Consider the following 21966-nt stretch of genomic DNA (forward strand, 5'->3'; position numbering starts at 1 on the left):
CGGCCGGTTCAGGCGCCTGGCTGGCGCAGCTCCCGGGAGGCCGTCTCCCGGACGGCGGCCGTCAGCTGGTTGAGCACCGGGGAGTCGATTTTCCAGCGCTGCCAGTACAAGGACACGTCAACGGGGCTCGCGGAGGCCAGCTCCACGAGGGCGCCGCTGCGGAGGTCTGCCAGGCACTGTTGCTCCGGCAGCAGCCCCCATCCCAGTCCCAGCCGGATGGCCTGGGCGAACTCGGCCGACGACGGCACATAGTGCCGCGGTGCGGTCAGTTCCGCGCCGGTCCTCGTGCGGAAGAACCCGTCCTGCAGGTCATCCTTTCGGTCAAAGTCCACCACCGGGGCGTGGCTCCCTGCAACAAGTTCCGGCCCTTCGGGCCACCAGCGCCGGAGGTAGCCGGGACTTGCCACCGCACGGTACCGCAGGGAACCCAGCGCTTCCACGCTGCAGCCCTGAACCGGTTCCGGCGTTGCGGTAACCGCGGCCATCACCGATCCCGTCCGCAGGAGCTGGGTGGAATGCTGTTCATCCTCCCTGCGGAGTTCGAAGCAAGCGCCGAGGTCTGGCGGAAGACTTGCCAAGGCAGGCATGAACCAGGTGGAGAGTGAGTCCGCGTTCACCACCAAGGGGATGGGCGCCGTCGGCCGGTCACGGCTCGCCCCTAGCTCCTGCTGGGCGTCCCATTCGAGCTGCCGGACCTGCCTGGCGAACCGCAGGATGGCTTCCCCGGCAGTTGTGGGCCGGACGGGGTTGGTGCGCTGCAACAGGATCTGGCCGGCCGCGTCCTCCATCGCCTTGAGCCGTTGGGAAATTGCCGACGGCGTGACGTACAGGCTCCGCGCCGCCGCCTCAAGCGTCCCCTCGTCCACCACCGCCGCGAAAGTCCGGAGCTGCTCAAACTGGAACATCTTCATTAGATTTCCTTAATAGAGCTAAGAATATTTAGCTGGAGTAATCCTACGTCCGGCCCGTACGTTGGAGGATATGGATCTGACTGCACTTATAGGCCCCACCGCGCTGGGCTTCAGCACGGGCCTCGCCCTGATCGTGGCCATCGGCAGCCAGAACGCCTTCGTGCTCCGGCAGGGCATCCGCGGCGAGCATGTGGCCGCCGTCGTCCTAATCTGCAGCGTCTCCGATGCGCTACTCATCGCTGCGGGCATCGCCGGAGTGGGCGCGCTGCTCCAGTCGAGCCCCGTGATCGTGGACGTGGTCCGGTTTGCCGGAGCCGCCTTCCTGGTGGGCTACGGCATCTTGGCCGCGCGCCGGGCACTGCGTCCGGGGGCGTTGACGGCATCGGCGCGCCAGCCCGCCGTCGGCCTCGGCGCCGCCCTCAGCACGGTGCTGGCCCTGACCTGGCTCAACCCGCACGTCTACCTGGACACCGTGCTGCTGCTCGGATCGGTGGCCAACCAGCAGGCGCACGATGTGCGATGGTGGTTCGGTGCCGGGGCCATAGCCGCCAGCATCGCCTGGTTCAGCGCGCTGGGATTCGGTGCCAGGGTCCTCCGGCCTTTCTTCGCGCGGCCCGCCTCGTGGCGCATCCTGGACGGGCTCGTCACTGCGGTTATGCTCACGCTGGGTGTGCGCCTGGCTGTCGGTGCGTGACGTCCATGTTCCTTAGCGCGCACGGACACTGACGTTGACCTTGGAGACGGTGCGGCGTAACTTCATGGTCACCACCGCGATGTCGCTGGGCCAACGCATCCGCCGGACCGAAAGCCAGCCATGAATGGAAACCAGCAAGTGCACGGCAACAAGCCATTTCAAAAGGCCGGAGCCGTCATCGTCGCGGCGGGCACTTGCTGGGGACTGGGGATTTCGTTCGTGGGGAACGTGCATGCCACCCGCGACCCGGCCACCAGGCTGGCCATGCTGGAGCGCCACCGAGGCCTCTGGATAGCCGGACAATTCCTGGCAGCCGCCGGAACCATGGCCGTTCCCGTTGGATTCGTCCGGTTCGCCCAATCCGTCCGGCCGGGCCCCGCCAACGGCCTCGCCAGGACGCTGGCTGCCGCCGCAGCCGCCGCCCTGCTCGCCGGCGCGCCCTTGTTTGTGGTGGCCCTTGCGAACCGCGCAACGGACCTGGAGAGGTTCGCCTATCGGCGGGGCTCAAACTGGACATTCCTTACATACTCAGGGCTGCATATCGGCGGGCTCGCGGCCCTGGGGGCGGGACTCCTGCTATTGCCGCTGAAACCCTGGACCGGCATCACGGCGGCCGCCAGCGCACCGGTCTTCGCTGCCATCCTGGCTGGCACCAAGGACATTCCGCCGTTCGCCTTCTACCTGGTGGAAACCGCTGTGGGTGTCCAGCTGATGCGCTACGTGGAACCCCCGGCTCCCGCCGAGGACAACACGGACGCACTCCCCCGGCGTTGATGCTGAGGCCGGCGCGAACTGCGTCAGGGGAACGTTCAGGAGAGCTCAGGACTGGCGCACCCGCAGCAGCTCAGGGGCCTCGTCCTCCGCCAGCAACCCGGAGGTGCCGCGTATCGTTACTTCCACGGCGTGGGCAACCACGGCCCCCAGCCCGCCGTCGTCGGGTCCTGTTTTTTCCATTGCTGCGTCCCGGACCCTGCGCTGTTCGTTTGAGCCGGTGCCGCGGGCAATGATGTCCTCAACACCTTGCCGGGCCAAGGCGAGCTCGTCCTGCTCGGCGAGGACAGGCGCCAGATAATCAACCAAAGACCGTACGACGTCGACTGCGGGCGCCGGCCGGAAGGTCCCGAAATCCAGCAGCTCACCGCTCATGCCGCTGCTGCTCGCCTGCCACGCCGCCATCCGCAGCAGCACCGTGGGCACCGGGGCGGGATCCACGCCGGCGCGCCAATCGCGGCTCGCCGATTCGACCAGGGCCCGGACCAACACCGCAATCAGGGCAGCATCCTCGGCACGGAGGCAGACATCGGCCACCCGGACCTCTACGGTGGGGTGGTTCCGGGACACGCGCGCGTCGAAGTAGATCATGCCTTCGTCCAACAGCACGCCGCTGTCCAGCAGGCGCGTTACCACCCGCCGATATGCGGAATATGTCGTGAAAATTGCCGAGGGGCCGGACGTGGGCCAGCGGTTCCAGGCCTGGGTGCGGTAACTCTCGAATCCCGTGCGCACCCCGTTCCAGAACGGCGAGTTGGCGCTCAGGGCTGTGAGGACGGCAAGCTTGTCCCGGATCCGGTCCAGCACCGCCACGCCCTCGTCCTTGGACTCGATGAAAGTGTGAACGTGGAAACCGCAGGTCAGCTGCTCCTGCGCAGTCAGGCCGAAGCGTTCCAGCATCCGGGCATAGCGGGGGTCCGGGGTGGTGTGGCTGGCCAGGCCAAACGGAGAGGTGGCCAGCGCGGCCACCCTTGCCCCGTTTTTGGCCGCCGCCTGGTCCGCCAGCAGCCGGCCGGCCCGGATCTGCGGCAGCAGTTCTGCGTACTCGAGGCAGGGCCGGGTTTGGGTCTCGATCTGCTCAAGCTTCAGCTCGGCAGTCAGGCCTGTCCCGTCGTCGTGCGCGGTTTGGTCCGTACCTGCCATCACATAGTGGCGCTCCGGGGCGTCGTCGGCAGCCATCCGGCGGCCGGACAGCATCGCATCTGCCAGGGCAAGCGGCTCCCCCGTGTCCGGATCAACGATCAGGAGCTCTTCCTCGACGCCGAATGTGCGCATGCTTATATTGTGCGGCAACGGGCAAGGCCGTGGCAGTCCTGGAGTCGGCGGATTCTGCCGAGCGTCAGTCCTGGAAGTACTCCACCTTGGCGCCGATGGTGTTGAGCCGTTCCGCCAGGTCCTCGTAGCCTCGCTCGATCACGTAGATGTTCCGCAGCTCCGACACTCCCCGTGCCGCGAGCATTGCCAGCAGCAGGCAGGCGGCGGGGCGGAGTGCCGGCGGGCAGCCCACCTCGGCGGCCCGCCACTTCGTAGGGCCATTGACGTAGATCCGGTGCGGGTCCAGCAGCTGCACCTGGGCGCCGAGCCGGTTGAGTTCGGTGAGATAGATGGCCCGGTTCTCGTAGACCCAGTCATGGATCATGGTCTGGCCATGGGCGTTGGCGGCAATGACCGCGAAGAACGGCAAGTTGTCGATGTTCAGGCCGGGGAACGGCATCGGGTGGATCTTGTCCTCCGGAGCCCGCAACTCGGACGGTTTGGTAGTCACATCCACCAGCCGGGTGCGGCCGTTGCGCGCCACGTACTCACCGGAAATCTCCAGCTGCTGGCCCATCTGCTCCAGCGTGGCCAGTTCGATCTCCATGAACTCGATGGGGACGCGACGGATGGTCACCTCTGAGTTGGTGACGATGCCGGCGGTGATGAGGCTCATGGCCTCGATGGGATCCTCGGACGGGAAATATTCAATGTCGACGTCGATGAGCGGCTGCCCGGTGATCTTCAGGGTGGTGGTGCCCACGCCGTCGATCTTCACCCCCAGCATCTCGAGGTAGAAGCAGAGGTCCTGGACCATGTAGTTGGGGCTGGCGTTGCGGATGACGGTGGTGCCGCGGCGGTGCGCCGCTGCCATGATTGCGTTCTCGGTGACGGTGTCTCCGCGCTCCGTCAGCACAAAGGAGCGGTCATGGGTGTCCGCCGGCGGAGCCTGGACGGCGTAGAAACCGGCCGTGGCTTCCACTGAGAGCCCGAACTGGCGCAGCGCCTGCATATGCGGTTCAACGGTGCGCGTGCCCAGATCGCACCCGCCCGCATACGGCAAGCGGTATTCCGCGGATTCGTCCAGGAGCGGACCCAGGAGCATGATCACGCTGCGTGTGCGCCGCGCGGCGTCCACATCCATGGCGTCAAGGTCCAGGACGGCCGGGCGGCGGAGCTGGAGGTCTGTGTCGTTGAGCCACGTGCATTCGACACCGATGCTGGTCAGAACCTCGACGATTCGGTTCACCTCTTCAATCCGGGCGAGGCGGCGCAGGACGGTGGTGCCGCGGTTGATCAGGCTGGCGCACAGCAGCGCAACACCGGCGTTTTTGCTGCTGTTCACATCCACCGCCCCGGACAGGGTGCGGCCGCCCTCAATCCGCAGGTGCGTCATCTGTGGTTTGCCCACTTTGACGATGCTGCGGTCCAGAATTCCTTCGAGCCGCTGGATCATCTTCAGGCTCAGGTTCTGCTTGCCCTGCTCCATCCGGGCGACGGCGCTTTGGCTGGTTCCCAGCGCGCCCGCGAGCTGGCCCTGGGTCCAGCCTTTCTCGGTCCGGGCGTCCCTGAGTGTGGCGGCGATATGCTCGGCGGTTTTCTGAATCATATACAAGAAATATCACAAATGAGCTAATGCCAGAGTATTTGGCTCTCAAGTCACGGCGCGGCGGCAGAAATACCCGCCCCATGCGATATTCGATACACCGCACACTGCAGGCAGGACGCCCCCGCAGGATCGAGCTAACGCCAGACGAAGTTCCAGGTCCCCATCGCGGCCGCGGCAACCACGGCCGCCGCCGCGATCAGCACTCCTCCCGCCAGCACCCAGGCGTCCAGCGCCGAATAGGTGGATTCCCGGGCCCACGTCCGCTGCCCGGTGCCAAAACCGCGCGCTTCCATGGTGACGGCCAGACGGGATGCGCGGCGGATGGCCTGGACCAGGAGCCCAAAGCTCTGCCCGAGGGTAGCCCGCAGCCGTTGCAGCAGGGTGCCCTGCGAGCCCACCCCGCGGGCCCGCCGCGCCATGCCGATGGTCTGCCACTCCTCGGCCAAAAGTCCCACCAGGCGCATCGCGGCCAGCGTGCCGAGGACAAACCGGTGCGGCAACCGGGCTCGCTGTGCCAGCGCATCCGCGAGGTCAGTGGGGTCTGTGCACGTCATAAGGAGGATCGCCGGCAGTGCTATCGCGAGGCCGCGCAGCATGAAGCCAATTCCCAGCTGCAGGGAGCCTTCGCTGATGGACCAGATCCCGACGTCGAGCAGTACAGCGCCGCTATCGGCCGCGACGATCGCTGTGCTCCAGCCGCCCAGGGCTGCCGCGATGATGAGCGGCCAGCCGCGCTGCCACAACAGGCGCAGGGTAAGGCCAGCCAGCGGTAAGAGCGCCAGTTCCGCCGCAATCGCCACCGAGGCGGACACCCAGTCGATGGAGAGCGCCAGCACCAGCGTGATGAGGAAAACGACGGCGAACTTGGCCAACGGGTTGGCGCGCGTCAGCGGTGCCTGGTTGCCGCGGAGAGTCAGGGCATCCCTCATGCCGCACCCGCTTCCTGGCGGGCGCCGCCGCGTGAGGCCGGGCCAAGCCGCAGTTCGGCCCCGCCCAGGACGGCGCTGAATTCCTGGTCGTGGGTCACGGAAACTACGGAGGTCCCGGCGTCCAGCAGTTCGGAAAGGAACGATGCGAGCTCGGCCCAGGTGTTGGCGTCCTGGCCGAACGTCGGCTCGTCCAGCACCAGCACACGCGGGTGGGCCGCCAGGACGGTGGCCACCGACAGGCGCCGCTTTTCGCCGCCGGACAGTGTGTACGGATTGGCTTCCACCAGGTGCGTCAGGCGCAGCCGTTCCAGCAGCTCTTCGACCCGCTCCTCGCCATGGCCCAGATGCCGCGGACCGAACATCAGTTCGTCCAGCACCCGGCCGGTAACGAACTGGTGCTCGGGCTCCTGGAACACGGTTCCGATGCGGGAAATCAGTTGGTGGGCTTTCCATTTGAACGGATCGATCCCGGCGCCCGCGGAAAGCTCGACGGCGGCAGCCACCTTCCCGGCCACCGGCGCCAGCAATCCGGCGAGCGTCAGCGCAAACGTTGACTTCCCGGCGCCGTTGGGCCCCGTGATGGTGAGTGCGTGGCCGGAACGGACCTGGGCTGTGATGCCCTGCTGCACCGGCACCGGTGGGATGGTCCGGAAGCCGCGGCGCCGCGGACGCTCACGGGAGACTGCCAGGTCCGCGGCGGCCAGCAGCAGCTCACCGGAGCCTGCGGACGCGCGGCTCCGGGTTGCCGGAACATACCCCGGCACCCAGACGCCCGCACCGATCAGCATGTCCCGTGCGTCCGCGAGCACCTGATCCGGCGGCCCGTCCAGGAGGACAGCGGATGTAGCGGCCAAACTTCCTGCGGAGCCCGCAGCGGAGCCCGGCTGGAGCACCACAATCCGGTCAACCAGGTCCTTCCAGACGGACACGCGGTGTTCCACCACAACGAGTGTGGCGCCGGTTTTGTCCAGGCAGCGGCCCACAGCGTCCCGGACTTCCAGCACGCCGGCGGGATCCAGGTTCGCGGTGGGCTCATCCAGCAGGATCAGCCCGGGCCGCATCGCGAGGATCCCGGCCAGCGCCAGACGCTGTTTCTGTCCGCCGGACAGAGCCGACGTCGGGTGGTCCAGCGGGAGCCCGGCGGCACCTGGCCCGCCGTCGGCGTCCACACCAGTGCCATTGGCGTTCAAAACAGCGCCGGCCCCGGTACTTCGCAGCCCGACGTCGTCGAGCGCTTCATGGACGCGCCGCCAGATCTCGTCCCGTGGAACGGCGAGGTTCTCGGCGCCGAAGGCGACGTCGTCACCCAGGCGCGACAGAACTACCTGCGTTTCGGGGTCTTGCTGCATCAGGCCTGAGCGGCCGCGCTGCCCGCGGGGAACCACCCCGTCGATCAGCAGCGAACCGGTTTCGTCGGCGTCGTCTCCTTCATCCCCCAGCACCCCCGCGAGCGCGTGCAGCAGCGTTGACTTGCCCGCGCCCGACGGGCCCAGCAGCAGCACCCGCTCGCCGGGAGCGATGTCGAGGTCGAGCCCATGGACGGCGGGGGCGGAACGGCCGGCATGCCGCCAGCCCCAGCCACGGGCGGATACCGTGGCGGGGCGCACTCCGGAAGCGCCGGCGTCGGAAGCGGTCATCAGTTGAAGGCGGGCTCCGACGCTGCCTTCCGGGACGCGAACGAGCTCAGCACACCGGTCTTGGCCAGGCCGCGCGTGGCGATCCAGGACAGCGCGCCCGCAATCACCGCGCCGGAGATGGTGCAGAACACGATGTAGGCGAGCTTGTCGCCCGGCTCGTAGGCGATATTCCAGCCCCACGGCAGAAACGAGTCGTTGAGGCCGCAGAACAGCCCCGCCCCGGCACCGGCAAGTAGAGCGGCGATGAGGTTGTATTTCTGGTGCAGGGAGGATTTGAACCGGAAGTTGCCGTACACCAGCAGGAAGAACACCAGTTCGGCGCCCAGGCCCTGGAGGAGTCCGGAGATCAGCACCGTGGCGCCGTACTGCGAGCCCATGATGAGTTCGCCGGTGGCGGCCACAGTTTCGCAGAAGAGCGCCGCGCCGGGTTTGCGGATGATGAGCATGCCCAGCACTGCCGGGATCATCCAGCCGCCGGCGATCAGGCCGGTCAGCGGGGGGTAAACGGCATTCATCGGTGCGGAAACGATGCCGGCGGCTTGGGACCACGCCCAGAAGATCACGCCGCCGGTGATGGCGATGAGCGCCGCCACCACGATGTCCACAACACGCCAGGTATTGCCGGTCTTTTTGAATGCTGCAGTTGTCATATTGTCCTCCTGAGGAACAGGAGGGGAAAGTGCCCCGGTAAGCGGCGCTGCCGCCGTTGCCGGACCCTTCGAGAACTCGACTCCCTTGCGCCGGTACTAACCGGATCAGGTTCGAGGGTCTGCGGCTGTCCGCACTCTCAGCGCCGGCCTGCGGGTCCCTGGCAATGCCAGTGATGTCCGACGGCGGCGCTCCCCTGTCGTAATAAATCTGCCCTGATGGGCGTGCTCCAGTTTACACCGCGGGCGGGGTAGATTGTGGGCCATGACTGCCAACAACCCGACTGTGACTGCGTTCAATCCCGATGCGACGGTGCCCCAGCCGGCGGGGCTGCTGGAGGCCCTGATCGCCCGCATCGAGGGCGAGGTCAGCGAGCTGCAGTTTCCCCATTTCACCAGGGATGATTCCCTCAACCTGGGGCTGCTGCTGGTGGAGCTCGGCAAATCGCGCCAGCTGCCTATCGCGATCGACATCACGAAGGGTGACCAGGTCCTTTTCCATGTTGCCCTGGACGGGGCCACCCCCGACAACGAGCACTGGATCCGGGCGAAGCAGCGCACCGCCGCCAGGTATGAGATCCCGTCGTTGCTGGTGGGCCTCCGCGGCCGGCTGCACGGCGGCCGGATCGAGGACCACGGCTGGTACGACGAAACCGTCTACGCGGCCCACGGCGGCTGCTTCCCGGTCTACGTCACCGGCGTGGGTGCCGTAGCCACGGTGACGGTCTCGGGCCTGCCCCAACAGCAGGACCATGATCTCGTGGTGGAGGCCCTGCGGGAGATTCTGGAGTCGATGCGGCCGGGTTAGGCTAAAGGCAGTCCCGGATCCGCTCACAAGGAGTTCAACGAATGAACCTGTTCATCAAGCTGCTCGGCACTGCAATCAGCCTCGGCGCCGGATTCGTCGGCACCAAGATGGTCAATACCGTGTGGGAAAAGTCCACGGGCCGGAAGCCTCCCACCGGCAAGGATGAAGACACCCCCACGAGCCTCCGCTCGGCGCTGACGTTCGCGCTTATTTCGGCCTCGGTCAGCACCATCATCCAGGTGCTGGCCAACCGCGGCACACAGCGGGCCATTACCCGCTTCGCCAAGTCCCAGGACATCGTCTAAGCGCACCACCAACCCATGAGTTTTTGTCCAGCTAAAGGCCTCCAACCGGCACTGACGCCGTGTTATCTGGACAAAAACTCGCGCGCGGGGCGGAACACTAGCATCGACGAATGAGGCTCAGCCCCGCCGGCCGCCGTCGTCCGCTTCATCCCGGGAGGAGTCATCCCGGGCGGATTGTGCCGCCTTCTGAACCACGGCGTCGAGTTCATCGGAGCTGAGCAGCTCGCGGTGCAGGTGCTTGGTGCGGTACCCGGCGCGGCCCACCATGTGGGCAGAAACCGGCACGGTCAGCAGCTGGAAAATCCAGGCCACGAGCAGCGCGGGCCACACCCACCAGGTGCGCATCTGCAGGCCGATGGCCGCAAGGAGCAGGAACAGCCCCAGCACCTGGGGCTTGGTGGCCGCGTGCATGCGGCTGAGCAGGTCCGGAAAGCGGAGCAGTCCGACGGCGGCGGCGAGGGACATGAGGGCACCCACCAGCAGGAACACCGCCGACACGGTATCGATGACGTTATCAACCACGCCGGCCTCAGGATTCATTGGCTTGCTCCCGACGGTCGGCCACAAAGCGCGCAACTGTCACTGACCCGATGAAGCCGACAATGGACAGCGCCACCAGCAGCATCAGGTTGTTCAGGTGCCGGTTGACGGCCATATCGATACACAGGGCCGCGCCGAGGATCGCAAGCAGGACGTCGGAGGCCAGCACCCTGTCCAGCAGCGACGGGCCGCGGGAGATCCTGATGATGGCTCCCGCCGCTGCCAGCGAAAGAATGACTGCCGTAACAGCCAGAACGGTCTGCATCATGCTGCGGCCTCCTGCCGGATTGCTTCGAGTTCTTCGCGGGAACCCATGATCCTGATCAGGTCCGCCTCGATCGAGCGGACTTCCCTGCGCAGGTTCGCGACCTCTTCCGGGCTGCTGACGTTGAGCCCGTGGAGGTACAAGGTGGACGTTGACCGGTCCACTTCCACCACCAGGGAGCCCGGGATCAGGGAGATCACATGCCCGGTGGCGGTGACCATGAGGTCCTGGTGGCTCCGCAACGGCACTGCGACGACGGAGCTGATGACCCGGGGGCCGCGGACAGCCGCCAAGTACATGACCTCAACGCTCGCTGCCGCCACCCTGCCCAGGAAACGCAGGGCAAATGGCACGGCGTGAAGAATGTTGAAGCGGCCGCTGACTTCTACCGGCGGCAGGTAGAACATCCGGGCCACGAGCACGGCCAGCAACGCGCCGAACAGCAGGTTGCCGGGGCTGAGGTCCTGCCACAGGGCGCCCCAGACGATCACCAGCCATACCAGCAGGGGCAGTTCCTGGCGCAGGGAAATCCGCCGGCGGCTCATTTGCCTCCTCCGTCTTTCAGGGCCATCGGGGGAACCTGCGTGTCCTCGCCCAGAACGGCCTGAATGTAGGCGGATCTGTCCAGCATTTCGTGGGCGGCCTGGTCCGAGACGGTGAACAACGGGCCGGCGAAGACCGTCAGTGACACGCCCAGCGCCACCAGGCCCAGCGTTGAACCCACCATGGTCCGGGGCAGCAGCGTGACGTTCTTGCGGCCGGCCCGGCTGCCGGTGTCCGAATCCTCGGGCGCGGCCAGCAAGACGGGGTCCGGGTGCTCGGCGTCCGAGGGCTTGCGCCAGAACGCGCGGTTCCAGACCCGTGCGACAGCCAGCAGGGTCAGGAGGCTGGTGACCACGCCGCCGATCACCAGGGCGTAGGCCAGCGGCGTGCCCAGTTCGATGCCCGCCTGGATGAGCCCCACCTTCCCCAGGAACCCGGAGAACGGCGGGATCCCGGCCAGGTTCATGGCGGGGATAAAGAACAGCAGGGCCAGCATGGGTGACAGCTTGGCCAGGCCTGCCAACCTGTCCACGGAAGAGCTGCCGCCACGGCGTTCGATCAGGCCCGTGACCATGAAAAGGCTGGTCTGAATGGTGATGTGGTGGGCCACGTAGAACACGGCGGCGCCAAGCCCGGCCACCGAGGACATAGCCAGCCCAAACACCATGTATCCGATGTGACTCACCAGGGTGAAAGACAACAGACGTTTGATGTCGCTTTGCGCCAATGCGCCAAGGATTCCCACCACCATGGTCAGCAGCGCCGCCACCATCAGCGGAGTGTTCAGGCTGTCCCCCGGGAAGAGGAGGGTCTCCGTGCGCACCATCGCGTAGACCCCGACTTTGGTCAGCAGGCCGGCGAATACCGCGGTGACCGGCGCGGGCGCCGTGGGGTAGGAGTCAGGCAGCCAGAAGGAGAGCGGGAACACGGCCGCTTTGATGCCGAAGGCCACCAGGAGCATCACGTGCAGCAGGGTCCGGGTTCCCCCGTCCAGGTCCGCGAGCTTAATGGCGAGGTCGGCCATGTTCACGGTTCCGGTGGCGCCGTAGACCATGGCGATGGAGATCAGGAACAGCACCGAGGACACCACGGAGACCACCACGTACGTGACACCGGCGCGGATGCGCGGGCCGGTTCCGCCCAACGTCATCAGCACATAGCTTGCCGTCAGCAGGATCTCGAAACCGACGTACAGGTTGAACAGGTCACCGGACAGGAACGCGTTGGAGACCCCGGCTACGAGGATCAGGTAGGTGGGGTGGAAGATCGACACCGGCGCGTCGTGGTCGCCGTCGGCCATGCCCTGCCCGGTGGCATAGACCAGCACGGCGAGGCTGATGGCCGACGACACCACGAGCATGAGGGACGAGAACTGGTCCACCACCATCGTGATGCCCCACGGCGGTAGCCAGCCACCGATGTTCACGGCGGCGGTTCCGCCGTCCCACACGGAGCCCAGCAGCAGGCACTCCAGCACGAGCGTCAGGGACAGCACCCCGATGCTCACCGCGCGCTGGGCGCGGGAGTGCCGGATCAGGAGGAAGGCCAGGGCAGCACCGAGGATGGGAAGAACGACGGCGAGCGGGGCAAAGCTTGCGATGTTCACTTCACACCTCCTTCGGGACCAGGGGTTACGTTCTGCGAGCCGGGTTGCTCTTCAGCGGCGGCATCCGCGGCAGGAATCTCCTTGGCCCCGACCGTGACGGAACCGCCGGACGCTTCCGGGCGCTCCGCCGTCGGGGGGTGGTCTGAGACGGCGCCCCCGTCGCTGCCGAGCATGGTCAGGGGAAACTCGGACGTTTCGGCTGGGATAGGGGCATCATCCTCGGCATCGAAGCGGGGCGTCTCGGCGACGCGGAGGTCCTCGACGTCGTCCTGGATCTCATCCTGGCGGGCCAGGACCCACGTGCGGTAAATGATGCCGAGCATAAAGGCCGTCACGGCGAAGGAGATCACGATCGACGTGAGGATCAGCGCCTGCGGAAGGGGGTCCGAGTACTCCTGGGCGGCGGTGTCCTTGTTGTACAGCGGCGCCAGCCCGGCATAGCCACCGGTGGCCAGGATTAGCAGGTTGGTGGCGTTGGCCAACAGCATCAGTCCCAACAGCACCCGGGTGAGGCTGCGTTCCAGGATCAGGTAGATGCCGCACGCATACAGGGCGCCCATGACGGTCAGCAGAGTCAGGTTGACGCTCATCCTTGGTCCGTAGCGGGGGCGCCGGCGGGGACGCCCACGGGCTCCTGCACCTGGGCAGCGGCAGGGTCGTGGTCGGTTGGCAGGTCTTCGGCAGGAGCAGTCCGCTGCTCTTCGAAGTGTTCGTCGATCTCGGAGCCCAAGCTCCGCAGAACGTCCAGCACCAGGCCGATCACCACGATGTACACGCCGATGTCGAAAATGGTGGACGTGACGAACTTGATGTCCCCGAACACCGGAAGCCAGAGTTCAATGATGGCCGTCTGCAATACCTGGCCGCCCAGCAGCAGCGGCACCACACCGGACGCCGCCGCCGTAGCGAGCCCGATCCCCAGCAGCGTCCCGGCGCCGACCGGGGTGGCCTCGCGCAGTTCGAACCGGCCACCGGCCAGGTACCGGATGGCCAAGGCAAGCCCGGCAGTCAAACCGCCGGCGAATCCGCCGCCGGGCAGGTTATGGCCGGCCAGGAGAAGGTAGAGCGAGAAGATGATCAGGGAGTGGAAGATCAGCCGGGTGACCACTTCAAAGATAATGGAGCGCCGTTCCGGTGCCAGGGTGCGCCCCGCCACGATCCAGGCCTCCCGGGCCGACGCTGCGAATTTGCGGCTGATGGCCAGAGCTGCTGCGTCCCGCGACCCGGGATCCACCGCAACCTGGCGGCCAACGCTGCCCTCGGCAATGGTGTCAGGGACCCTGCTCCGGTCTCCACGGTCGCGGACGAAGATAAGGCTGGCCACACCTGTGGCGGCCAGGGCCAGGACGGATATTTCACCGAAGGTGTCCCAGGCTCGGATGTCCACCAGGGTCACGTTGACGATGTTCAGCCCGCCGCCGCCTTCATAGGCGAGGCGCGGGAACTCCCGAGACACCGGGACAGCCACCCGGGCGCCCATGGCGTGAATGGCGGCGAAGACCATGGTGACTCCGAACGCAGCCCCGATGATCACGCGGATCACCCGGTACTTGCCGCCGGTCCGGTCGCGGAGTTCGGCCGGCAGGCTGCGCATGGCCAGGACAAAGGCCACCAGGATGATGGTTTCCACAAGTACCTGGGTGAGGGCCAGATCCGGTGCGCCCTGGAGCGCGAACATCAGGGCGATCCCGTACCCGGTCACTGACACCATCAGCACAGCGAGGAACCGTTTGTTGGCCTTAACCGCGGCCAAAGCGCCGATCACAATCCCTGCCCCGACCACCGGCTGCAGCGGCGAGTAAGGGTCGATGAAGTACAGGTTGTCGGGAAGCGGCTTGCCCGCCAGCAGCATGGCCGTCAGCGGCAGGACGAATGCCACGGTGAGGATCACGGCGAGGTAGAAGTACAGCGAACCACGCTGCGTGCGGCCCGTGATCCAGACGGCGGTGTCATCCAGGGCGCCGATGGTGAGCTGGTAGATGCGGTCGCCGTCGATCCAGCTGGGCACGCGGGACTGCGCGCGGGCCACCAGGGTTCGTCCGAAGTACATCGCCAGACCCAGCGCGAACGTGAGGGCCGTCAGTCCCAGGGATGCCGTGAAACCGTGCCACAGCGCAAGGTGGCCTGCCTGCTCGGCCGGTGTGCCGGCGTCGGACGCGGTGGAGGCGAACAGCGCCGCGTAGGGCTGGACCCAGGCGTCCACCGGCGCCGGCCAGAGGCCGGAGACGATGCTCAGGAGGCTGAGGAGGGCCGGGGCCGCCAGGAAGGAAGGCCTGACCGCCTTGAACGTGGTCCGCTCAATACCCGGCTTCACCGCGAACGCTCCCCACATAAAGCGGGCACTGTAAGCGAACGTGAGAATGGACCCAATGACAATGCCCACGAGCACCACCATGCTCCAGGCCTCGCCGTCGGATGCATGGTGGACAAAGGCTTCCACAACGGGTTCCTTGGCCACGAACCCTGCGAGCAGCGGGACACCGGCCATCGAGGCGGCTCCGATGCCGGCCACAATTCCGAGCGCGCGGGACTGCCGGAACACGCCGGACAGCTGGCGGACATCCCGGGTCCCCGCCTGCTGGTCGATGATGCCAACCACCAGGAAGAGGGTGGCCTTGAAAAGTCCGTGGGCGAGGAGCATCGCGAGCCCTGCTAGGGCTGCATCCGGCGTGCCCAGGCCCGCGACCATGGTCAGGAACCCCAGCTGGCTGACGGTGCCGTAGGCCAGGATGAGTTTGATGTCGGTCTGCCGGAGGGCCCGGTAGCCGCCAACCAGCATGGTGGCCAGGCCCAGCCCCAGCACAATGGACTGCCAGTACGTGGTGTCGGAAAACCCCGGGGCGAGCCGCGCCACCAGGTAAATCCCGGCCTTCACCATCGCCGCGGCGTGGAGGTATGCGCTCACCGGGGTGGGAGCCGCCATGGCTCCGGGAAGCCAGAAGTGGAAGGGAACCAGGGCGGACTTACTAATGGCGCCCGTCAGGATGAGTACGACGGCGGCAGCAACGGTTGCGCCCGAAGGTCCGCTCACCAGGGTGGGAGCCTGCGCCAGAACCGCCGAAATCCGGTAGGTTCCGGCGCTCTGCCCCAGCATGATCAGCCCCACCAGCATGGCCAGTCCGCCCGCGGTGGTGACCATCAGGGCCTGCAGCGCCGAACGCCGGGCCGCCAGCCTGGTCCGGGCGAAGCCAATCAGCAGGTAGGACAGGATGGTGGTGAGTTCCCAGAAGATGAACATCAGAAGAAGGTCGTCAGCGATCACCAGGCCGAACATCACTCCGGCGAATGCGAGGAATTGGGCGCCGAAGCCGCCGAGGTCCTGGTCCTTGGGGCTGAAGTACCGCGCGGAATATACAAGCGCCAAGGCGCCCACGCCCAGGATAAGGAGCGACATCACCCAGGCGAGGGGATCGAGCCGGAAGGCGAATTCAAGATCCAGCCCGGGAATCCACGGGAAGACTTCCGAGACCGCGCCGGCGTCCGAGTACACGGCGCCGTGCTGGAACAGCAGCCAGACGAACGCAGCAGAGGGCACAGCCGCCAGCGCGTAGAAAGCGTTGCGCCCCCACACCCTGAAGAGAAACGGCGCCACGGCGGCCACCGCAAAGTGCACGGCAAGAACTGTGATCACTGGTATCTCCGCAATGTCAGGGATTCAATCGTCAAAAAGTCAGGGCAGGCGGTTCATGTGTCAGGTTCGGTGGCCACAGTTTAGCAAGGCAGCCCTGACAGTTCCCCGGACCGGACCACGCCGCCCTGGAATTTCCCCGGTGCCCGGCGTACCATCACCGCCCTGTTCGCCACGGGCGGATACGATTCAGGCTATGAACACCGCCAGCGCTCCTGAGGCCATGCAGCCGTCAACGGAACTCGCGTCCGAAACCCACGCCACCAGCAAGGGCCGGGTGCTCGCCTGGGCCGCCTGGGACTGGGGTTCGGCGGCCTTCAACGCAGTCATGACCACCTTCGTCTTCACCGTCTACCTCACCTCCAACGCCTTCGGTGGCGAAGACCAGGCTTCTGCCGTTCTTGGCAGTGCACTGGCCATTGCGGGGATCGCCATCGCGCTGCTTGCTCCGGTGACCGGGCAGCGCTCGGACAACGGAGGCCGCCGGAAGCTGTGGCTTGGGGTCAACACGGCCGCCGTGGCCATCCTGACGGGCCTGTGCTTCTTTGTCTTCCCTCGGCCGGAGTTCCTTCTGCTGGGCGTTTCCCTCATCGCGCTGGGGAATGTGTTTTTTGAGTTCGCCGGCGTCAACTACAACGCCATGTTGGCCCAGATCTCCACTCCGAAAAACATCGGCAAGGTCAGCGGATTCGGCTGGGGCATGGGCTACCTGGGCGGCATTGTGGCATTGCTGATTGTGCTGCAGCTCTTTGTGCAGCCGAGCTTCGACTGGTTCGGCGCCTCCACCGAGGACAGCCTGAACATCCGGCTGGTAGCTGTGTTCTCCGCCCTGTGGTTCTTCATCTTCGCCCTGCCGGTGCTGTTCGCTGTCCCTGAACTCCCGCGGCCGGAGCGGGCCCAACCCCTGGGACTCCTGGCCTCCTACCGCCTGCTGTTCCGGCGGATCAAGGCAATCTATGCCACCAGTCCGCACACCATCTATTTCCTCCTGGCCAGCGCCGTCTTCCGCGACGGCCTCGCGGCCGTGTTCACGTTCGGCGGCATCATCGCGGCCGGCACGTTCGGCTTCGAATTATCCGAAGTCATCTTCTTCGCCATCTTCGGGAACGTGGTGGCGGCCGTGGGGGCGGTCATCGGCGGGTTCCTGGACGACCGGGCGGGGCCCAAGGCCGTCATTGTGGGTTCCCTCGTGGGGCTGCTGATCGCAGGGACCATGATCCTGGTCCTCGGTAACGGGGACTACATCTTCTTTGGCGCGGCGTGGGCAGGCAGCACTACGTTCTGGGTCTTCGGACTGTTCCTGTGCCTGTTTGTGGGGCCCGCCCAGTCCTCGTCGCGGGCGTACCTGGCCCGGCTGGCACCCCACGGCGAGTCCGGCGAGCTGTTCGGCCTCTACGCCACCACCGGCCGCGCCGTCAGCTTCCTGGCTCCGGCGCTGTTCACCCTGTGCATCGTGCTGGCCACTCCGTTGGTAGCGCCCGGCGAGGCCCAGCGCTGGGGCATCCTCGGCATCACGGTGGTGCTGCTCGCCGGCCTGCTGGTTCTGCTCCCGGTGAAGTCGCCGGACAAGACCGCCATCGCCGTCGTTCCCGTGTCCTAGCACCCCCGCCGCCCTGCGCACACCCAACCGAAAACCGTTTGTGGAGACTAGGCTGGGTTGTATGAACGTGGACGAGACTGACCTCCCCGGCCTGGGCCGTCGGAAGGACTTCATGACCGCTTCCGGCCGCCGAATCGGCGTGGTGGAGCTGCGGGAGGGCACGATGGAACTCATCGTTTCCACCTGGGATGATCCCGACACCTGCCAGGCGTCGATTCCCCTGACCGGGGATGAGGCCGCCGCCCTGGGTAACCTCCTGGGCGGGCAGCACCTGGCTATGAAACTGACTGAAGAGCACAAGGAGATTCCGGGCATCGTGACCCGGCAGTTCTCCATCGCTCCGGAATCGCCGTTCCAGAACCAGCCCATGGGAAAGGCCTGCATCCGCACCCGCTGCGGAGTCTCGATCGTGGCGATCATGCGTGAAGGAGAGGTGCTCCCGTCGCCGGGACCCGACGTCGTCCTTCACTCCGGTGACCTCCTGGTCGCAGTGGGAACGCAAGAAGGCCTCGATTCGGCGGCCGACATCCTGCGCAACGGCTGAGCGCCATGGACCCGATGGCCCTGACCCTCATTGAACTGGGGGCCGTTGTGTTCTGCCTTGGCCTCCTGGCCAGGCTGGCCGGACGGATCGGAATGTCGCCCATCCCGCTCTACCTCGTTGGCGGACTCGCCTTCGGCGCAGGCGGCGCGGTCAAGCTCGAAGGCATGCAGGAATTCGCACATCTCTCCGGCGAAATCGGCGTGATCCTGCTGCTGCTTATGCTCGGTTTGGAATATACGGCTGCCGAGCTCTTCACCGGTCTGCGTAGGTCCTGGCAGGCCGGTGTTCTTGACCTGGTGCTGAATTTCATCCCGGGCGCGGGGCTGGCGCTGCTGCTTGGCTGGGGCCTGGTGGGCGCGATGGTCATGGGCGGTGTCACGTATATATCGTCCTCCGGGATCGCGGCCAAGGTCATCACGGACCTGGGCCGGATCGGTAACCGCGAGACCCCCGTGGTGCTGTCCATCCTGGTGTTTGAGGACCTGGCCATGGCCGTGTACCTGCCGATCCTGACCGCAACCCTTGCCGGCGTCGGCTTCCTGGGCGGGCTCACTACCGTGGGAATCTCCCTGGCAGTGGTCACCGTGGTGTTGATGGTGGCTCTCCGCCACGGCCACCGGGTATCCCAGGCCGTGCACAGCGAAAATTCCGAAGTCTTCCTGCTTAATCTCCTCGGCGCTGCACTGCTGGTGGCTGGCGTAGCATCCGCCCTGCAGGTTTCGGCCGCAGTGGGCGCGTTTATGTTGGGCATCGCCATTTCGGGGGCCACCGCCCACAGCGCCACCCGGATCCTGGAACCGCTGCGGGATCTCTTTGCAGCCATCTTCTTTGTGGCCTTCGGGCTCAACACCGACCCGACCACCATCCCGCCGGTGTTCGGGTGGGCCCTGATCCTGGCGGTCATCACAGCCACCACCAAGATGCTCACAGGCATCTGGGCCGCCAAGCGGGCCGGCATTGCCCGCCCGGGGCGCTTCCGTGCCGGCGCCGCCCTGATTGCGCGCGGCGAGTTCTCCATCGTGATCGCCGGGCTGGCCGTGGCGTCAGGCGTGGTCCCGGACGAGCTCGCCGCCCTGGCAACCGCCTACGTGCTGATCATGGCCATCCTCGGGCCACTGGCAGCGCGCTATGTGGAACCGGCGCTCAAGGCTTTCGGTGGATCGGTCCGGTTGCCCGCAAAGGCGTAGGCCCCGGCCCAACCACGCACCCGGCGCCTCACCCCTCGCTGAAGCGGCTCAGACCTCGGTGCGGTGGAAGTTCAGGTGGCTTCGGCTGGCTGTTGGCCCGCGCTGGCCCTGGTAGCGGTTGCCGTATTCGCCCGAGCCGTATGGGAACTCAGCTGCAGAGGTCAGCCGGAAGAAACACAGCTGGCCGATCTTCATGCCGGGCCAGAGCTTGATGGGCAGCGTGGCCATGTTGGAGAGCTCCAGCGTGACGTGGCCGGAAAATCCCGGATCAATAAACCCTGCGGTGGAGTGGGTCAGCAGGCCCAGGCGGCCCAGCGAGGATTTGCCTTCCAGCCGCGCAGCAATATCGTCAGGCAGCGTGACAGTCTCGTAGGTGGAGCCCAGCACAAACTCGCCGGGGTGCAGGATGAACGGCTCTCCGCTCTCCACTTCCACCAGCCGGGTCAGCTCAGGCTGCTCTTCCGCTGGATCGATATGCGCGTACTTGTGGTTGTCGAAGAGTCGGAAAAACCGGTCGATCCGGACGTCCACGGACGACGGCTGGACCATCTCGGGATCGTACGGTTCGAGGACGATCCGTTGGGAGTTTAGTTCGGCACGAATGTCGCGGTCAGAGATCAGCACCGTCCCAAATTACTATGTGTTGTCCACAGCGCACACTTTTTCGTTGTTGCTGTTGCCTACTGGGGCTAATGTTGCCTCAGAATGACACCGCCGGATGGTCTCCCGGTTGGTACAACTGAACTGATCTGGGGTTGGTTTTGAATAAATTTGCGGCGCCCGCCGTTGTGGCGATGCTATGTGCGCTCGCGCTGGTGTCCCCGGCCGCCGGCATGTATTCCGGCCCACCAGTGGATGGTCCGTCGGTCCAGGTGGGTGCCCTGGGGCCGCGCACGGTCAAGTTGGGCCCGGCGGGAACAGCGGACGACGGCGGCGCACCCGACGTTGGAACCGGCACCGGTTCCCTACTCGCCCCAGCCGTGGAACCGGTGATCACACCGGCCTCGCCCGCCGGAGAACTCGCCGCAACGGCGACCGCTGCGGCAGCGGCTGCACCCGTGACCACCACCACCGAAGCAATCGCGCCCGAGCCGCCTTCCATCCCACCGCTTTGGGCCCCCGACTCTGAACTTGCCAACAACACAACCGGGACTTCCACGCTGCAGGCTCTGGCCCCCCCGGTCCCCGCAACCGAGTCCCTCACTCCCGGATCGCTTGGCACCGAGGCCTTGGTGCCGGACAGCAACACGGGCGCCATCCTCACGGTTTTCAACGAAATCAATAAGTACCGGGTGGCCAATAGCCTGGCCCCGGTCAAGTACCACCCCACGGTCGCCGGCATGTCGCAGGAGTGGTCCGACAGCATCGCATCCCGCGAAGTCATTGAACACCGCGCCAGCTTCTGGACCGACCCCCGCGCCCTGAACCCCAACAACGGCGCGGGTGAGGTCATTGCCATCCGCACGGACCGCAACGCGGCACAGCTAGTGGAGTGGTGGAAAAACTCGCCAGGCCACAACGCCATGCTGCTCGATCCGCGGTTCAACGTCATGGGCGCTGGGATCTCCTACACGAACAGCCAGTACACCATCTGGGGCGTGGTGAACTTCTTCGGCTACACCACCCTCCCCGCCGGCACAGTCACCTCCCCCGGAGGCAGCTCCGCCGGCGGGGGCGCGTTCCCCGCCCCAGCGCCAACCCTGTGCGATCCCGCCGTCAAACACATGCCGCCCACCCTGGACCTGACCAGCGCCGCCATGAACAGTGCAGCTGATCTGGTGACCATCAACGCCTCAGGCCAGCTCATCAACCGCCCCTCCACAGGGAACGGGACCTTTGGTGCTGCCAAGGTCATCGGTTCCGGATTCGGAACGGCCAAGGAGGTGTTCACCACGGACTGGGACCGCGACGGCGCCTATGACCTCCTGACCCAGTGGAACGACGGCCGGCTGACGCTGCACCGGGGGATCGCCACCGGGGGGTTCCAATCCTCGTTCACGCTGGGCTCAGGCGGCTGGGAAACCATGACGCTGGCCGTGGGCGGCTGGTGTGCCAACAACCGGCTTCCCCAGCTGGTGGCCCTGGATACCGCCGGCACCGTGTTCCTCTATCCGAACGTGGGCCTGGCCGACATGTCCACGCGCACCCAGATTGCCACCGGCGTATCGGCCAGGAAGCTCGCCATGGTGGATTATGACGCCGACGGTTTCCAGGATCTCCTGGCCATAAAGTCAGACGGCGGTGTGCTGCTTTACCGCGGAGCTGGCACTCCGGTGCCACGCGCCGAAGCCCGCCTTACCGTCATCACCGGCTGGACCGATGTCACGGGAATCCGTCCGCTGCGTGACGTGACAGCCCTGAACTCCACGGGGGTGGCACTGCGCCGGGCCAATGACGTGGTGCAGTACTGGAACCTGAGCACCGGAACGCTGGCGTCGCCGTCGAACATCACCGGAAGCTGGGCAGGCCAGCGGCTGGCGCAGTAGCC

The 21966-nt window shown here is 66.3% G+C and carries 22 protein-coding genes and 1 riboswitch; of the genes, 8 read left to right on the forward strand and 14 right to left on the reverse strand.

The window, feature by feature from the left end:
- Window positions 1–8: 8 nt before the first annotated feature.
- Complete coding sequence (locus ACQCSV_RS18825) at window positions 9–911, reverse strand: LysR family transcriptional regulator ArgP (protein ID WP_426938950.1); 903 nt, start codon at window positions 909–911, stop codon at window positions 9–11.
- Between the two features lie 70 nt (window positions 912–981).
- Here ACQCSV_RS18825 and ACQCSV_RS18830 point away from each other — a divergent pair, with 70 nt between their 5' ends.
- Complete coding sequence (locus ACQCSV_RS18830) at window positions 982–1605, forward strand: LysE/ArgO family amino acid transporter (RefSeq protein ID WP_426938951.1); 624 nt, start codon at window positions 982–984, stop codon at window positions 1603–1605.
- A gap of 12 nt (window positions 1606–1617) precedes the next feature.
- Here the strand turns inward: ACQCSV_RS18830 and ACQCSV_RS18835 are convergent, their stop codons facing one another.
- The gene (locus tag ACQCSV_RS18835; RefSeq protein ID WP_426938952.1) at window positions 1618–1839 is read right to left on the reverse strand and encodes a hypothetical protein; all 222 of its coding nucleotides are present in this window, start codon (window positions 1837–1839) and stop codon (window positions 1618–1620) included.
- On the opposite strand from ACQCSV_RS18835, the gene ACQCSV_RS18840 reads away from it, so the two are divergent.
- Window positions 1825–2379: a hypothetical protein gene (locus tag ACQCSV_RS18840; RefSeq protein WP_426938953.1), complete on the forward strand. Its 555-nt coding sequence runs from the start codon at window positions 1825–1827 to the stop codon at window positions 2377–2379. The genes ACQCSV_RS18835 and ACQCSV_RS18840 overlap by 15 nt on opposite strands.
- A gap of 45 nt (window positions 2380–2424) precedes the next feature.
- On the opposite strand, the gene ACQCSV_RS18845 is transcribed toward ACQCSV_RS18840, so the two are convergent.
- The 5 genes from ACQCSV_RS18845 to ACQCSV_RS18865 all read right to left on the reverse strand — a co-directional run bounded on the left by ACQCSV_RS18845 (window position 2425) and on the right by ACQCSV_RS18865 (window position 8455).
- The gene (locus ACQCSV_RS18845; RefSeq protein WP_354155146.1) at window positions 2425–3651 is read right to left on the reverse strand and encodes a glutamate--cysteine ligase; all 1227 of its coding nucleotides are present in this window, start codon (window positions 3649–3651) and stop codon (window positions 2425–2427) included.
- A 64-nt stretch (window positions 3652–3715) separates the two neighbouring features.
- Window positions 3716–5239, reverse strand: a complete 1524-nt coding sequence (locus ACQCSV_RS18850; RefSeq protein WP_426938954.1) for a UDP-N-acetylglucosamine 1-carboxyvinyltransferase — start codon at window positions 5237–5239, stop codon at window positions 3716–3718.
- Between the two features lie 134 nt (window positions 5240–5373).
- Window positions 5374–6168, reverse strand: a complete 795-nt coding sequence (locus ACQCSV_RS18855) for an energy-coupling factor transporter transmembrane component T family protein (protein WP_426938955.1) — start codon at window positions 6166–6168, stop codon at window positions 5374–5376.
- Window positions 6165–7805: an ABC transporter ATP-binding protein gene (locus ACQCSV_RS18860; RefSeq protein ID WP_354155149.1), complete on the reverse strand. Its 1641-nt coding sequence runs from the start codon at window positions 7803–7805 to the stop codon at window positions 6165–6167. The genes ACQCSV_RS18855 and ACQCSV_RS18860 overlap by 4 nt, the downstream gene beginning before the upstream one ends.
- On the reverse strand, window positions 7805–8455 hold the full coding sequence (locus tag ACQCSV_RS18865) for an ECF transporter S component (RefSeq protein ID WP_426938956.1): 651 nt from the start codon (window positions 8453–8455) through the stop codon (window positions 7805–7807). The genes ACQCSV_RS18860 and ACQCSV_RS18865 overlap by 1 nt, the downstream gene beginning before the upstream one ends.
- Before the next feature lie 64 nt (window positions 8456–8519).
- Window positions 8520–8661: riboswitch (TPP riboswitch) on the reverse strand.
- A 56-nt stretch (window positions 8662–8717) separates the two neighbouring features.
- Between ACQCSV_RS18865 and ACQCSV_RS18870 the strand changes: the two genes are divergently transcribed.
- Together ACQCSV_RS18870 and ACQCSV_RS18875 are read left to right on the forward strand one after the other, a co-directional pair.
- Window positions 8718–9260, forward strand: a complete 543-nt coding sequence (locus ACQCSV_RS18870; RefSeq protein WP_354155151.1) for a heme-degrading domain-containing protein — start codon at window positions 8718–8720, stop codon at window positions 9258–9260.
- Window positions 9261–9301: 41 nt separating this feature from the next.
- Window positions 9302–9565: a DUF4235 domain-containing protein gene (locus ACQCSV_RS18875; RefSeq protein WP_282330513.1), complete on the forward strand. Its 264-nt coding sequence runs from the start codon at window positions 9302–9304 to the stop codon at window positions 9563–9565.
- 117 nt (window positions 9566–9682) lie between these two features.
- On the opposite strand, the gene mnhG is transcribed toward ACQCSV_RS18875, so the two are convergent.
- The 6 genes from mnhG to ACQCSV_RS18905 are packed head-to-tail and all read right to left on the reverse strand — an operon-like array spanning window position 9683 to window position 16150.
- Complete coding sequence (mnhG, locus tag ACQCSV_RS18880; RefSeq protein ID WP_354155152.1) at window positions 9683–10105, reverse strand: monovalent cation/H(+) antiporter subunit G; 423 nt, start codon at window positions 10103–10105, stop codon at window positions 9683–9685.
- On the reverse strand, window positions 10095–10373 hold the full coding sequence (locus ACQCSV_RS18885) for a monovalent cation/H+ antiporter complex subunit F (RefSeq protein WP_111908152.1): 279 nt from the start codon (window positions 10371–10373) through the stop codon (window positions 10095–10097). The genes mnhG and ACQCSV_RS18885 overlap by 11 nt, the downstream gene beginning before the upstream one ends.
- Window positions 10370–10915 carry a Na+/H+ antiporter subunit E gene (locus tag ACQCSV_RS18890; RefSeq protein WP_354155153.1) on the reverse strand — a complete coding sequence of 182 codons (546 nt, stop codon included), beginning with the start codon at window positions 10913–10915 and terminating at the stop codon, window positions 10370–10372. The genes ACQCSV_RS18885 and ACQCSV_RS18890 overlap by 4 nt, the downstream gene beginning before the upstream one ends.
- A complete protein-coding gene (locus ACQCSV_RS18895; protein ID WP_354158817.1) occupies window positions 10912–12519 on the reverse strand; it encodes a Na+/H+ antiporter subunit D in 1608 nt (535 codons plus the stop codon). The genes ACQCSV_RS18890 and ACQCSV_RS18895 overlap by 4 nt, the downstream gene beginning before the upstream one ends.
- Window positions 12516–13109 carry a Na(+)/H(+) antiporter subunit C gene (locus ACQCSV_RS18900; protein ID WP_354155155.1) on the reverse strand — a complete coding sequence of 198 codons (594 nt, stop codon included), beginning with the start codon at window positions 13107–13109 and terminating at the stop codon, window positions 12516–12518. The genes ACQCSV_RS18895 and ACQCSV_RS18900 overlap by 4 nt, the downstream gene beginning before the upstream one ends.
- On the reverse strand, window positions 13106–16150 hold the full coding sequence (locus tag ACQCSV_RS18905; protein WP_426938957.1) for a Na+/H+ antiporter subunit A: 3045 nt from the start codon (window positions 16148–16150) through the stop codon (window positions 13106–13108). The genes ACQCSV_RS18900 and ACQCSV_RS18905 overlap by 4 nt, the downstream gene beginning before the upstream one ends.
- 193 nt (window positions 16151–16343) lie before the next feature.
- Between ACQCSV_RS18905 and ACQCSV_RS18910 the strand changes: the two genes are divergently transcribed.
- The 3 genes from ACQCSV_RS18910 to ACQCSV_RS18920 all read left to right on the forward strand — a co-directional run bounded on the left by ACQCSV_RS18910 (window position 16344) and on the right by ACQCSV_RS18920 (window position 19478).
- A complete protein-coding gene (locus ACQCSV_RS18910; RefSeq protein WP_354155157.1) occupies window positions 16344–17747 on the forward strand; it encodes an MFS transporter in 1404 nt (467 codons plus the stop codon).
- 61 nt (window positions 17748–17808) lie between these two features.
- Window positions 17809–18291 (forward strand): TrkA C-terminal domain-containing protein, encoded by a 483-nt coding sequence (locus ACQCSV_RS18915; protein WP_354155158.1) that lies wholly within the window; start codon window positions 17809–17811, stop codon window positions 18289–18291.
- 5 nt (window positions 18292–18296) lie between these two features.
- Window positions 18297–19478: a cation:proton antiporter gene (locus ACQCSV_RS18920; protein ID WP_426938958.1), complete on the forward strand. Its 1182-nt coding sequence runs from the start codon at window positions 18297–18299 to the stop codon at window positions 19476–19478.
- 48 nt (window positions 19479–19526) lie between these two features.
- Here the strand turns inward: ACQCSV_RS18920 and dcd are convergent, their stop codons facing one another.
- Window positions 19527–20102, reverse strand: coding sequence for a dCTP deaminase (gene dcd / locus ACQCSV_RS18925; protein WP_185261861.1), 576 nt, complete (start codon window positions 20100–20102; stop codon window positions 19527–19529).
- A 137-nt stretch (window positions 20103–20239) separates the two neighbouring features.
- On the opposite strand from dcd, the gene ACQCSV_RS18930 reads away from it, so the two are divergent.
- Complete coding sequence (locus ACQCSV_RS18930) at window positions 20240–21964, forward strand: CAP domain-containing protein (RefSeq protein ID WP_426938959.1); 1725 nt, start codon at window positions 20240–20242, stop codon at window positions 21962–21964.
- Window positions 21965–21966 lie beyond the last annotated feature (2 nt).

Source organism: Pseudarthrobacter sp. S3 (assembly GCF_050156905.1).
Classification (GTDB): Bacteria; Actinomycetota; Actinomycetes; order Actinomycetales; family Micrococcaceae; genus Arthrobacter.

Excerpts from the sequence above, each read along its gene's own strand:
- ACQCSV_RS18825 (WP_426938950.1), bottom strand. The coding sequence starts at position 911 with ATGAAGATGTTCCAGTTTGAGCAGCTCCGGACTTTCGCGGCGGTGGTG.
- ACQCSV_RS18830 (WP_426938951.1), top strand. The coding sequence starts at position 982 with ATGGATCTGACTGCACTTATAGGCCCCACCGCGCTGGGCTTCAGCACG.
- ACQCSV_RS18835 (WP_426938952.1), bottom strand. The coding sequence starts at position 1,839 with ATGCACGTTCCCCACGAACGAAATCCCCAGTCCCCAGCAAGTGCCCGC.
- ACQCSV_RS18845 (WP_354155146.1), bottom strand. The coding sequence starts at position 3,651 with ATGCGCACATTCGGCGTCGAGGAAGAGCTCCTGATCGTTGATCCGGAC.
- ACQCSV_RS18850 (WP_426938954.1), bottom strand. The coding sequence starts at position 5,239 with ATGATTCAGAAAACCGCCGAGCATATCGCCGCCACACTCAGGGACGCC.
- ACQCSV_RS18855 (WP_426938955.1), bottom strand. The coding sequence starts at position 6,168 with ATGAGGGATGCCCTGACTCTCCGCGGCAACCAGGCACCGCTGACGCGC.
- ACQCSV_RS18860 (WP_354155149.1), bottom strand. The coding sequence starts at position 7,805 with ATGACCGCTTCCGACGCCGGCGCTTCCGGAGTGCGCCCCGCCACGGTA.
- ACQCSV_RS18865 (WP_426938956.1), bottom strand. The coding sequence starts at position 8,455 with ATGACAACTGCAGCATTCAAAAAGACCGGCAATACCTGGCGTGTTGTG.
- ACQCSV_RS18870 (WP_354155151.1), top strand. The coding sequence starts at position 8,718 with ATGACTGCCAACAACCCGACTGTGACTGCGTTCAATCCCGATGCGACG.
- ACQCSV_RS18875 (WP_282330513.1), top strand. The coding sequence starts at position 9,302 with ATGAACCTGTTCATCAAGCTGCTCGGCACTGCAATCAGCCTCGGCGCC.
- mnhG (WP_354155152.1), bottom strand. The coding sequence starts at position 10,105 with ATGAATCCTGAGGCCGGCGTGGTTGATAACGTCATCGATACCGTGTCG.
- ACQCSV_RS18885 (WP_111908152.1), bottom strand. The coding sequence starts at position 10,373 with ATGATGCAGACCGTTCTGGCTGTTACGGCAGTCATTCTTTCGCTGGCA.
- ACQCSV_RS18890 (WP_354155153.1), bottom strand. The coding sequence starts at position 10,915 with ATGAGCCGCCGGCGGATTTCCCTGCGCCAGGAACTGCCCCTGCTGGTA.
- ACQCSV_RS18900 (WP_354155155.1), bottom strand. The coding sequence starts at position 13,109 with ATGAGCGTCAACCTGACTCTGCTGACCGTCATGGGCGCCCTGTATGCG.
- ACQCSV_RS18910 (WP_354155157.1), top strand. The coding sequence starts at position 16,344 with ATGAACACCGCCAGCGCTCCTGAGGCCATGCAGCCGTCAACGGAACTC.
- ACQCSV_RS18915 (WP_354155158.1), top strand. The coding sequence starts at position 17,809 with ATGAACGTGGACGAGACTGACCTCCCCGGCCTGGGCCGTCGGAAGGAC.
- ACQCSV_RS18920 (WP_426938958.1), top strand. The coding sequence starts at position 18,297 with ATGGACCCGATGGCCCTGACCCTCATTGAACTGGGGGCCGTTGTGTTC.